This is a genomic window from Borreliella japonica (assembly GCF_030438115.2).
Classification (GTDB): Bacteria; Spirochaetota; Spirochaetia; order Borreliales; family Borreliaceae; genus Borreliella; species Borreliella japonica.
Genome location: NZ_CP124062.1, coordinates 749,378 through 761,967, shown reverse-complemented (window position 1 = coordinate 761,967; position 12,590 = coordinate 749,378). Strand labels below are relative to the sequence as shown.

Here is a 12,590-nt window from a genome sequence, read left to right as displayed (position 1 = left end):
ATTAAAATTTACATTCATCATTTTTACGAAAAAATACGCACCTCAAATATTTATAATTACTAAATTAAAATATACAAAAAAATTTTCTAAAAAAATAGAGATAATAAAACAAAAAAATTAAAAATAAATTATCAATCCATAGCAACTATTGATTCAATATTGAAATAAAAAGACATTGCTAAAAAAAATGTAATAGTAGAAGAACCTCCGTAAGAGAGAAAAGGGAAAGGAATCCCAGTAATAGGAAGAACACCTAAAGACATTCCAACATTAAAAGAAGTATGAAAAAATAAAAGCCCCAAAATTCCAGATATTACTAAAGCCATATATCTATCTTGGCTTTTATTCATTATTATCAAAAATTTAAAAAAAAGGGAAAAAAATAATATTAAAATCGTACTAACACCTAAAAATCCAAATTCTTCAGCAAGAATGGAAAATATAAAATCTGTACTCTGAGATGGCACATAATTAGCATGAGTATAAGGCCCCTTTAAAAATCCTTTACCCAAAAGACCACCAGAACCAATTGCTATTTTAACTTGATTTAAATTCCAACCAGCACCCTTAGCATCAATAGCCGGATCTAAGAATACTAAAAACCGCTTAATCTGATAAGTCTTCATTAACTTTGAAAGAACTTTTGAAAACACTATTGAAACCAATAAAATAGAACTTGCAAAAAATACATAAAAATAAATTATTTTAATACTCAAACCATATTTAGCAATAAAAAATCCTAAAACAGAAATCAAAAGTATTAAAAGCAACACACCTATCATTACTTTAAAATAGAAAGGATTTGATAAAATAAGATAAAATACATTACCCATATTCACTTTATATTCATACCAAACTGGTAAAATGGCAAAAACAAAAGAAAAAAACCCTATCAACGCAAATGCTAAAACATAATGTAAATCTATTCCTGCAAAAAAAGAAATAAATATAAAAATGGTTAAATATACTATCGCTGTACCAAAATCAGGCTGCAACAATATAAGAATTACCGATGGAAAAATCAACAAAAATGCAGCAATAAAGATAAAAAATTCATTATAACCTTTTTTTTCAGTATAGAACTTTGAAAGGGTTAAAATAATAACAACTTTACCAAATTCAGAAGGCTGTCCTCCAAGTTGCCATATACCAATCCAAGATTTTGCTCCATTTACGGTCATTCCAAAAAATGCCGTAAAAATTAAAGCCAATATTAATAAAAAATACAAAGGATATACCATGCTATAAATAAATTTTAAATCATATTTACCTACCATAAAAATTAGAAAAAATCCAATAATTACCCAAAAGGTTTGTTTTATATATTCATTCTTGGTTAAAGACCCATTAATATTATAATCGCTAGAATAAATCAACAATATACCAACAAAAGAAACTATAAGTAAGCTTATCAAAGCTGAATAATCATAATTTTTCCTGAAAGCCATTAATCTACCTAATATACCATGGCTTATAACCTTTAAGAATATCTTCATAACTTTGATTTGCGAAAATACCTTGCATTATTAAATCCGTAGATTTTGCAGGCCACCAATCCACATTGCTCTTTGCCTCAACCAAACTAAAAACAATAATTTGATTATCAGATGAACCATTATAAGGAGCAAGTCCTATAAAAGAACTATTTTCAAAACCATCTATGCCAGTTTGACCAGTACCTGTTTTACCCCCAACCTTAACAGCTTTAGTAATAACTGCATATTTTGCTGTACCATAAGTTACAACACTTCTCATATATTTTTTTAGAAGCTTAAATGTATTCTTGCTAATAAGATTTGTCTTTCTTAATATTTCTGGCTTATTCTCAAGAAGAACTTCATTCGTACCGCCCTTTAAAATTTTATTTACAATTCTAGGCTTATACACAACACCTTCGTTTGCAATCATAGCAACCATATTAACAATCTGCATGGGAGTAGCATTCAAAAACCCTTGACCTATTGAAAAATTTACAGTATCCCCTCCTACCCAAGACTGATTAAAAGTTTTTTCTTTCCACTCAGGACTAGGAAGAAGACCAGACACTTCATTTGGCAAATCAATTCCCGTTTTTTCTCCAAAACCAAATTCTTTTGCATATTTTTTAATTCTATCAACCCCAAGATACTTAAGTCCGAGTGTATAAAAATAAACATTAGAAGAATGTGCAATCGCCTCTTCTAAATTAACATATCCATGACCACCGGGCTTCCAACAATGAAAAATTCTATTTCCAACTTTAAAATATCCAGGACAATAAATTTTACGATCTTTATCTATAACTCTCTCCTCAAGAATAGCAGCAGCAACAACTAATTTAAAAATAGAAGCTGGCGGATAAACAGATTGAATCGCTTTATTCAAAAAAGAGTAATCTTCCTTATTATATTTATTGTAAACATCTGTCATAGAATAATAAGGATAATTATGAAGAGCAAGAACAGCGCCTGTTGATGGTTTTAATACAACAATAGCACCATACCTTTTACCCAAAGCATTCTTAGCAAGATCTTGAATATCTTTGTTAATATTAAGTACAACATCATTACCTGGGACCATATTCCTTATAATAGAACCGTCGTCTATTCTTCTCTCTTTAGAATCCACTTTGTATTTAATTAATCCCTCTTGCCCTCTAATATAATTATCATAAACCTGCTCAATGCCCAACTTTCCAATCGTAGAAGTATTATCGTACCCACTAACATTATAAAAAGTTCTAAGTTCTCTTTGATTTATTTGCCCAACATAACCGATTGAATGCGAATATGAATCATCAACTAAATAGTTGCGCTTAAAAGAATAGGTCCATAAAAGAGCGGGATAATAAAACTTTTTTTCAGAAATTTTAAACAACATTTTTGGAGTAAGTTCAATTATTTCAACATCTTTGAGATACCCACCAGGCTCTTGAAGCTTAGACAAAATAACCGATTTATCAATATCTAGAGTACTTGACAAAAAGTCTATCATCTCAATTCTAGTAGCAACAGGCATATTATAATACTGTTGCAAACTTATCTTTAAAATAAACATAGTTAAATTATTTGCCAAAATATTGGAATTAGAATCTAAGATTTCACCCCTTGATGCATTGATTTTTTCCAATCTTGACAAAAAAACATTAGCTTCTCTATCATAAAATAAATGCTTACCAATTTGCATTTGAAATAAAATTGCTAAATAAAGCACTATAATTATTATTAAAAATAATATGCCAAACTTGTATCTAAAATTTTTTATAACACCCACTAATAATCCTCTTTAAAAGAATAAAAATTTCTAGTAAAATAACTTTGGATTGGATATAAAAAGTTAATAAACATTATATTTACAACGAGATCAAGATTAAAAATCGAATAATTAAAAGATTTTAAATCTATAAAATCATAAAATACAATAGCCAAAAACCACAATATAATCTTTGAAAGAATAAAAAATACTGTCATGCTGAGCATATTTTTAGGCATTAATAGCTTTATTTTATTGTTAAAATAAAATATTAGCGTATATCCAAAAACAAAAAAGCCAAGTGGCAATCCTGTAAAATAATCCATAAGAAGACCATATAAAATACTAGATAATAACCCCACATTAAAAATAAAATTTAAAGAATTAAAAACTAGAAAAATCAAAAAAATATCTATTGAAAAATAAAAATAAGTTGCAAAATAGTATTGAAAAATTTTACCTAAAAATGCACTAGAAATAAAATATGTAAAAAATGCTGTCATTATTCACTAATCTCTTTGTTGTTTTTAATAAGAAAAACATATTCAAGCTTATCTAAAACTATCGCCGGCTCTACTTCTATTTTTAAAAGAGAATTGTAATCAAGAATATGAAAATTTGTAATCTTTCCAATATAAATGCCAATTGGATATTCACTAAACCCAGCAGTAACAATAGAATCGCCTATCTTTAAATCTTTTTCAGCAAGTTTATTAACGTAATTCATTTCAAGTTTTTTACCATAACCATTGCCTTCTATAAGACCTATAAACCTACTACTTTGAATTCTTGCCGACACAAAATTTTCATAATTAGTCAAAGGCAAAATTTTAGCGGTATTAGAATAAACCTTTACAACTTTGCCTACAAGGCCACTAAATCCATCTTGATATGCAACCGCTATCATATCCTTTTCTATCCCATCATTAAATCCTTTATTAATAGCCATTAATGTTGATATATTTGAATAATTTAGATATATAACCTCTGCCGAAATAAAATCACTAGAACTTGACAAATAAAAATTTAATTGCTCTTTAAGGCGAACATTCTCTTGCCTTAACGACTGTATATTCTGAGTTACTATTTCAAGCTGTTGTATCCTTTTTTTATAAAATTCTATCTTATCCTTATAATTCTTGTATTCATTTACAGTTTTAAAAACATTGGAAATAAAACTAAAAATCCCGTGCATTCTACTTTGAATATAAGAATTAAGAGTAAAAAACAAAAAATTATCAGGTCTTCTCCTTTGAATACTGCTTGAATCATAAATCATAAAAACAAGAGAAACTATCAATACTAAAAACACTTTGATAAAATTCTTGAATTTGACAAGAAAATTCATAAATTATTCATTGATAAAACTATAAATATTCTTACTAATATCTATTCTATTAGCATAATCATAAAACAATCCAGCACCAACAGCTACAGAGAGAAGCGGATTGTCTGCAACATAAACAGGAACTCCAGTCTCTTTTGAAAGAAGCCTATTCAAACCTTTAAGAAGAGCTCCCCCCCCCGTTAAAATGATGCCACGCTCAACAATATCTGTAGCAAGCTCCGGAGGCGTTGCGCCAAGAGTGCGCTTAACTTCATCTACAACAACATTAATAGGCTCTTGTAAAGACTCTCTTACTTCCATAGAATCAACAAGTTGCTTTCTAGGAAGGCCAGTTACAGCATCTGTACCCTTAATATCTATTTTTTCTACCCTTAAATTTTGAATATCGGGGTATACATTTCCTATTTTAATTTTCAATTTTTCTGCTGTCTGTTGACCAATTATAATATTGTGAGAATTTCTCATATATTTTATTATGCTCTCATCAAACTCATCCCCACCAGTCCTAATCGCTCTACTTACAACCATACCGCCAAGAGAAATAACCGATATTTCTGTAGTTCCGCCTCCAATGTCGCATACCATGTGGCCTGTAGGTTCAAAAATAGGAATGTCAGACCCAATAGCAGCTGCTAGAGATTCTTCTATTACCTTAACCTCTCTTGCCCCAGCATTCATTGCACTCTCTTTTACAGCTCTTCTTTCAACCTCTGTAATGCAAGTTGGAACACCTATTACCATTCTTGGCTTAAAAAACAATTTTTTACGAGAAAAAATTTGATTAATAAAATATTTAATCATCTTCTCTGTATTCTCAATATCAGCAATAACTCCATCTCTAAGTGGACGCACAGCTTTAATATTTTCCGGGGTTTTCCAAAGCATTTTTTTAGCATTTCGGCCAACCGCAACAACTTTATTACCCTTAGCAATATCTATTGCAACAACAGAAGGCTCACTCATAACCACACCATAATCCTTAATATAAACCAACGTATTACATGTTCCAAGATCAATGCCAATATCTATTAAAAAAGACTTAAACAAATTCAAATCAACCTCCCTAAAAGTCTTCCAAAGTAATTCCAAGCCTCTCTCTTGCTGCTTCTAAATAAGGATTAAGATTAAGAGCTTCTCTCCAGTATTTTCTAGCTTTAGGATAATCTTTATCTTTCCTCCTATATATATCTCCTATTTTAACATAAACGCTAGAATTTGAACTATTAATTTCTAGAACTTTATTATAGTAATTAAAAGCATTGTCATAATCACCCTTATCTAATAGAATGTCTCCATAAAGCAAATATACTTTTTGAATTAAATTTTCATCTGTTTTTTCACCCTTTGACAATTTTACTTTTTCTTCTTCTATTATTTTTTCTATATACTCAATGCTTTTGTTTATATCGTTCAACTTATAATTAACATAAGCTAAACTCCAAAGCACTAAATCAGATTTATTTTCATTATAAGCTTTTTCAAAAAACTTTAAACTAGACTTGTAATCTCTTAAAAGCTGATAAGAATACCCCAAATATTCAAAAATATCCTCTTTGATGTTCATGAAATCAAAACTACCAATACTTAAGGCCTTCTTTAAAAATTTTACAGCAAGTTCACTATAAAACTCCCCTTTATGAGAATATGCCTTTCCTAATATATAATACAAAGGACCTATAGAAACCCCATCATTTATAGAAATTAAAAATCTTAACCTTTCTATGGATTTATCTAAAAATTCTCCTTTTAAATACCCTTCATTTACTATTAAAGAATAATAAAAGTATGAAAATCCCAAAAGCAAATTTAAATTAAAATCAAATCTACGATTTTTAATATCATTTTCAGCATAATCTATTATTTCTTTATATTCTTTTTTATCCCACAACAAAAGCAAATCAACCTCTGTTGGCCCTGCTTTTAAATAAGAATTGGGAAAAGATTTAAAATATGATAAAATGTAATAGATTGGAAAAATAAAAATGAAAATCATAAATGAATAAAAAATATATCTTAAATATCTTATTTCCATTTAAAACTCTCTTTTAGACTTATAAAATTAAGCTGACACCCATAAGCCGAGTTCTGTACTATGCCATCATCTCTCTTGTTTTTTTATCGCTAAAAAAATCATGCGATCTACCCGTAAGCATATCCTCAAGAACAAAGGAAACTTACATACTTGATCTTGCTCCTAATGAGGTTTATCTTGCCTGTATTTATTACTAAATAAGCGGTAAGCTCTTACCTCACCTTTTCACCCTTACCTTTTATTGGCGGTAATTTTCTGCGACACTTTCTTAGGTTTAAAACCCCTAGGCATTACCTAGCATTATGTTCTTATTGGAGCTCGGACTTTCCTCTTAAGCTTTAATTATTATAAAACCAAGCGATGGCTGACTGTCAGCCTAAATAAAAAGTATCAAATTAATAAATTTTATTCAACAAGATCCGCTAAGCTACCAGGAATTATTTCATCACTCATTTGAATTTTATCCTGATAATAGAGTATTCTACTGCAATAAGGACAAAATTTAATATCATTGGGCTCGCGTCTTACTTTATTTGCGAATTCAACAGGAAGTATCATATGACAACCTTTGCAAACATTGTTAATCAAAGGCACAACTCCGTTTGATTTATTTCTTATTATTCTTTGAAATTTAAATAAAAAATCCTCATTCATTTTAGAAGCACAATTTATCTCTTCACTCTCTATTTCTAAAAGTTTCTCTTTAATTTCTAAAAGCTCCAGCTCTAAAATATTGCTTTCAGATCTAAAACATTCTTCTTCTTTGCTATGCCTCTCGTTAACATCTAATATTTCCTTTTCTATTTTGGCTTTAAGTCCATTAATATGTGTCATCTTTTTTCTAATTGTAACTTCATCGTCAATAATAATCTGAAGTTCTTTTTCAAGAGCTTCATATTCTCTTTGAGTTTTAATGCTGTCAATTTTTTCTTCGGCCTTACTCTTTCTTGAATTAATATCTTGAATATCTAACTTTAAAGCAGAATCTTCTTTTTGATATTCTTTAAACTTCTGTTGCAAATCAATAAGAACTTTCGATAATTCTTCAATTTGAATTTTTTTCATCTCCAAATACTTGGGAACACTCTTTCGCCTTTCTTCAAGCTCAAACTTAGATTTATATATAACCTCAAGTTTTTTTAATGTATCAATATTGTTCTCCATTAATCCTCCATGTTCAATTTAAATCCTCAAGATAATCTTTTAATTTTTGAGTTTTTTTGGGATTTTTAAGTCGCCTTAATGCCTTAGATTCAATTTGCCTAATTCTTTCTCTTGTAACATTAAAATGAAGCCCAACCTCTTCAAGAGTTAAAGAATAACCATCTTCAAGTCCAAATCTCATTTTTACAACTTCTTGCTCTCTTTCAGGAAGAGTTCCAAGAATTGCTCTTATTTGATCTTGCAAAACTACAAAGGATGTGTGATTTGCGGGATTTTTTATTGCTTTGTCCTCAATAAAATCACTAAGAACAGAATCTTCCTCTTCTCCAATTGGTGTTTCAAGAGAAACGGGCTCTCTTGAAACACTTTTCACAGTTTTAACCTTTTTAAGTTCCCATCCAAGTCTGTCTGAGAGCTCTTCATCCGTGGGATCTTTTCCTAAAACTTGAATTAAATATCTAGTTTCTCTATTAAGCCTATTTATTTGTTCAATCATATGTACAGGAACTCTAATTGTGCGAGCTTGATCAGAAATAGATCTCGTTATGGCTTGTCTAATCCACCAGGTAGCATAAGTTGAAAACTTAAAACCTCTTTTGTACTCAAACTTTTCAACAGCTTTAATTAATCCAATATTACCTTCTTGAACAAGATCAAAAAAATGAAGCCCTCTATTTGCATATTTCTTAGCAATGCTTACAACAAGCCTTAAATTAGCCTTAATCAACTGATCTTTAGCATGCTGCATCATTTGTTTTCCCTTAGCAATCTCTTCTGACATGCTTATTATTTTATCCATTGGATATTCATAATACATTTCAATTCTCTCAAGTTCTTTTTGAGCAAGTTGAGCCTCTGTAATTTGCTCTTTAATAGCATCTTCTTTAAGTTTAAGAGATTTTTCTATCTCTATTCTTTTTTCAGCAATAGTCAAATCTCTTCCAAGCACCCTTAAGTCTCTTATTTTCTCAATCTTCAACCTGTTTAGAATTATTCTTTGCTGTCTTTGCAAATCCTTTATTTTGTTAGCAGAGTCAATATAATCATCTGAAAAAATCCTTAGTTCATCTTGATATAAAGGAATGTCTTGCAAAAGCTCTTTTAAGGCCAATCTCTCTCTTTTTAAATTCTTTTCAAAAATATCACCCCCAAGCTCATACACCCTATGCTTATTATCTACATAACTTATTAAACGATCTTGAATTGGTTTTAAAGGAATTTTGTAAAAAGAGGCAATTCTTTTTTTTTTATTATAATAATCTGGGCTACTCTCTTTATCCTTATCTTTTTCTCTTTTAAAAAACTCTTCCCTTTCCATTCTTGAATAAATGGTATTAACAAGATTATAATAGTTTTCTATAACAAGTCCTTCATTCTTAAGAATATTCTCAATTATGCTCTCTCCAGAATCCATTTGCTTTGCAAGTTCAACTTCTTGATTTCCTGTTAATAAAAACTCTTTTCCTATTTCTTTTAAATAAAGCTTTATTGGATCTTCTGAGTGATTATCTTTCAAGACATTGCTTTTAATATACCCTGAGCCTAAATACTCCTTAACAGAAATATCTTCTTCGTCACAATCATCAAGCTTAACATCAATATCAATATCCCCTCCTGCACCATTTTGAAAACCATCATCTAAGATCATAAAATTTCTATCAGATTCAATCTCCACCTCTTCTTCATCATTTCCATCTTCAGGATCGACCAGATCTAATTCTGAAATTTTATTAACTAACCTTATTCCTCTATCATCAAGTATTGAGCAAATATAATCAAGAATCTCTGGCTCTAATATGTCATCGGGAAGTAAACTTGATAATTCACTAAAACTAAGAGATTTTCTATTTCCCAAATGAGTAATAATACCCTCTATCAGCTTCGAATATTTCTTTTCCAAATCCGACAAAACCTAACTCCCTGGAACATTATCCGTGTAAATTTTTAAATTTTTTCTCTGCATATTTAAAAACATTAACTCATTTATTTGAATCCTAGCATTTACCAAAGAATCCCCATCGCATCTTTTTTTGCAAAGTAAAACACGAAAATCTAATTTTCTTCTCTTGATTGCAAGTAAAGTATGAATGAGCGTCTCATCATCTACTTCAAATTCAGAATTTAAAATTTCTTCAAAAAAAAATTCACTAACTTTATAGCTATCCTTTAATTTTTTTTTTAAATCCATTACTGAAAAGTCTTCATTATTTTCAAATAAGTCCTCAAAGCAAATAAAAATTTTTCTGGCATTGATATCGATTAAATCACTATCAATAATATTGCGCCTTATTATGCCAAAATAACTAAAATTTTTCAACAAAGCTGCTATTAAATACCTCTCATAAGAATCATCATTATGAGCATACAAATTTCTTTTATTATTGTCAACTACAAATCCTTCTTTTATCCTATAATAATCTTTTAATAAAGTTGACACACCAATACCAAATTTATTGCTTAGCTTATCTAAAAAAATTTTTTTCTGAGTATCTACTTTTGATAAATTTATCAAACCTAAAAATAAATTAATCATAGCATTTAAATCTACAGTTTTATTTAAATCATATTTATTAGAATAAACATCTAAAAGATAGTCAAAAGCATCACACCTATTATTTAAAATTTTCTGTAAAGAACCTACACCTTCGTCTTTGATAATATCTGCAGGATCACGACCAAAATCCATTTTAACAACACTAACATTGATATTAAATGGCAAACAAATTTGATAAGCCTTTAAAGTTGCAGAAAGTCCAGCATCATCACCATCAAAAGAAAATATTATCTCATCAGCATATCTTTGAATCAAAGCCAGATGTTCTTTTGAAAAAGAAGTACCAAGAGTAGATACGGCTCTCTTGATCCCAGATGTAAAAAAAGCAAGAACATCTATATATCCTTCTACTAATATAACTGACTTTGTAGACTTAATCTCATCAAACCCTTCATAAAATCCATAAAGAAGTTCCTTTTTTTTAAAAACTTCAGTCTCACTTAAATTAATATACTTAGAACCTTTTCCATCTAAATCTCGACCCCCAAAACCAACAACATTTCCTTTAAAATCTTTAATTGGAAAAATTAATCTTTGAGATAAAATGGAAGCTTTGGGGTTTGTTTTTGAAAATAAACCACTTTTTTTCAGCATTTCAGAAGAGTATCCTTTTGAGAGTAAAAAACCATAAAGCTCCAAACCATCTTTAACATTAGATGGCAAATAACCAAGTTCAAATAAATCAACAACTTCCTTAGATATTGATCTACTCTTTAAAACATAATCTAAGGCTTTTTTGTTTTTATTCAAAAAAAATTTAATAGTATTGATTAATCTAGAATTCAAAGAGTAAATTTTTAAAACTATGTCTTTATTTTCATTTTTTTTTTCACTTTCTGAACTTATTTTTAAATCATTATAATAAATACCAGATTTTTCACACAAAATCTTAATAGCATCATTGTAATTAATTTTTTCCATATCCATTAAAAATCCAATAACATCCCCACCCTTTTTACATCCAAAACAATAAAAATATCCTTGCAAAGGATTTACAAAAAAAGAGGGGGTTTTCTCAGCATGAAAAGGACAAAGCCCTTTATAATTAGAGCCCGATTTAACAAGCTTAATATACTGCTCCACAATAGCTACAATATCAAATTTAGCTTTAATTGAAGCTGCAGTTTGTAGATACTCCATACTTTAATCCTTAGTAATAAAATTTTTAATATAATCTTTTGCTCCTAAAAGATGTGAAGAATAATCTGATGAAAATTTATGTGTACCCAACTTGGGGTCTTTTACCACAAAAAATAAATATTGTGTATTTTTGGGGAAAAAAGCTGCTTGCAGCGAAATAATACCAGCATTTGAAATTGGAGTAGGGGGATATCCTTTATTAACATATGTATTGTAAGGAGAATCTATCTCTAAATCTGAAAAATAAATCCTTTTAGGATGACTTCGTCCTAACTCCTCTGTAATAACATATTCAATAGTAGCACAAGATTGTAATGCCATGCCAGATTTTATTCTGTTATAAAAAACCGAAGACATTATTGGGGCTTCACTTTTAACTCTATACTCACGCTCAACAATAGATGCTATTATTACTTTATTGTAAAGCTCCTTACTTGAATAATCACTAAAAACAACACCTATAGATTTAAGCTTATTCAAAAAATTAACAACAAACATACGAACAACATTCTTTATTTCTATGCCCTTATAAAATTTATAAGTATCTGGAAATAAAAATCCTTCAAGAGAGTCATAATCAAACCCAAGCTCATAAATAAACGATTTTTTGTTGACTAAAACAATAAAATCTTGAACATCATCAATGATAGCAAGTTCTTTAAGCTTAAAAGCAATTCTTCTGCTAGTATACCCTTCAGGTATTGTAACATCAATATTTACGCTAGAAGATCCCCTTAAAAATTCTTTATACATTTCAAATGTGGAAAGATTACTATTGATTAAATATCTTCCTTCTTTAAATTGTTTGTCACTACCAAAAATATACGAAATAAAAACAAGAAATAATTCGGATTTAATTAATCTTTGTTTTTTCAATTCTTTGGCTATTCTTTTAACTCCCCAACCTTTCTCAACATCAAATTCATACACCAAGCCATTTGCTAAAGAAGATAGATTTAAAAAATATATAAAAATTGACAAAACAGATCCTAAAAAGAACAAAAAAATAAATACTTTCCCAACTTTAATAAGCACAAGAATCTCCTAGCCAAACAAAAGTATTTCTAATTACTCCTAGTTATCAATAAAAACTTTACCAAATAGATAAAAATACAAGCACC

10 protein-coding genes and 1 other RNA gene are annotated in these 12,590 nt (G+C 29.1%); all 11 read right to left on the bottom strand.

Annotated features, from left to right (window positions below; translation table 11 throughout):
• Positions 1–131: 131 nt before the first annotated feature.
• A complete protein-coding gene (gene rodA, locus QIA21_RS04240; protein ID WP_301393243.1) occupies positions 132–1,448 on the bottom strand; it encodes a rod shape-determining protein RodA in 1,317 nt (438 codons plus the stop codon).
• 4 nt (positions 1,449–1,452) lie between these two features.
• The gene (gene mrdA / locus QIA21_RS04235) at positions 1,453–3,252 is read right to left on the bottom strand and encodes a penicillin-binding protein 2 (RefSeq protein WP_301393242.1); all 1,800 of its coding nucleotides are present in this window, start codon (positions 3,250–3,252) and stop codon (positions 1,453–1,455) included.
• Complete coding sequence (locus tag QIA21_RS04230) at positions 3,252–3,734, bottom strand: rod shape-determining protein MreD (RefSeq protein ID WP_301393241.1); 483 nt, start codon at positions 3,732–3,734, stop codon at positions 3,252–3,254. Before QIA21_RS04230 ends, mrdA begins: the two co-directional genes overlap by 1 nt.
• Positions 3,734–4,579, bottom strand: a complete 846-nt coding sequence (gene mreC, locus QIA21_RS04225; protein WP_301393240.1) for a rod shape-determining protein MreC — start codon at positions 4,577–4,579, stop codon at positions 3,734–3,736. Before mreC ends, QIA21_RS04230 begins: the two co-directional genes overlap by 1 nt.
• 3 nt (positions 4,580–4,582) lie before the next feature.
• Complete coding sequence (locus tag QIA21_RS04220) at positions 4,583–5,632, bottom strand: rod shape-determining protein (RefSeq protein ID WP_091972276.1); 1,050 nt, start codon at positions 5,630–5,632, stop codon at positions 4,583–4,585.
• A gap of 10 nt (positions 5,633–5,642) precedes the next feature.
• The gene (locus QIA21_RS04215; RefSeq protein ID WP_301393239.1) at positions 5,643–6,611 is read right to left on the bottom strand and encodes a tetratricopeptide repeat protein; all 969 of its coding nucleotides are present in this window, start codon (positions 6,609–6,611) and stop codon (positions 5,643–5,645) included.
• 27 nt (positions 6,612–6,638) lie between these two features.
• Positions 6,639–6,987, bottom strand: an RNA gene (gene rnpB / locus QIA21_RS04210) — RNase P RNA component class A.
• Positions 6,988–7,016: 29 nt separating this feature from the next.
• Positions 7,017–7,775 (bottom strand): zinc ribbon domain-containing protein, encoded by a 759-nt coding sequence (locus tag QIA21_RS04205; protein ID WP_301393238.1) that lies wholly within the window; start codon positions 7,773–7,775, stop codon positions 7,017–7,019.
• A 13-nt stretch (positions 7,776–7,788) separates the two neighbouring features.
• The gene (rpoD, locus tag QIA21_RS04200; protein ID WP_301393237.1) at positions 7,789–9,684 is read right to left on the bottom strand and encodes an RNA polymerase sigma factor RpoD; all 1,896 of its coding nucleotides are present in this window, start codon (positions 9,682–9,684) and stop codon (positions 7,789–7,791) included.
• A gap of 3 nt (positions 9,685–9,687) precedes the next feature.
• Positions 9,688–11,469 carry a DNA primase gene (gene dnaG, locus QIA21_RS04195; RefSeq protein ID WP_301393236.1) on the bottom strand — a complete coding sequence of 594 codons (1,782 nt, stop codon included), beginning with the start codon at positions 11,467–11,469 and terminating at the stop codon, positions 9,688–9,690.
• 3 nt (positions 11,470–11,472) lie between these two features.
• Positions 11,473–12,504 carry an endolytic transglycosylase MltG gene (gene mltG, locus QIA21_RS04190; protein ID WP_301393235.1) on the bottom strand — a complete coding sequence of 344 codons (1,032 nt, stop codon included), beginning with the start codon at positions 12,502–12,504 and terminating at the stop codon, positions 11,473–11,475.
• Positions 12,505–12,590 lie beyond the last annotated feature (86 nt).

Bases quoted from the DNA above. Each gene is read 5' to 3' on its own strand.
- rodA (WP_301393243.1), bottom strand. From the start codon at position 1,448: ATGGCTTTCAGGAAAAATTATGATTATTCAGCTTTGATAAGCTTACTT.
- QIA21_RS04230 (WP_301393241.1), bottom strand. From the start codon at position 3,734: ATGACAGCATTTTTTACATATTTTATTTCTAGTGCATTTTTAGGTAAA.
- mreC (WP_301393240.1), bottom strand. From the start codon at position 4,579: ATGAATTTTCTTGTCAAATTCAAGAATTTTATCAAAGTGTTTTTAGTA.
- QIA21_RS04215 (WP_301393239.1), bottom strand. From the start codon at position 6,611: ATGGAAATAAGATATTTAAGATATATTTTTTATTCATTTATGATTTTC.
- QIA21_RS04205 (WP_301393238.1), bottom strand. From the start codon at position 7,775: ATGGAGAACAATATTGATACATTAAAAAAACTTGAGGTTATATATAAA.
- dnaG (WP_301393236.1), bottom strand. From the start codon at position 11,469: ATGGAGTATCTACAAACTGCAGCTTCAATTAAAGCTAAATTTGATATT.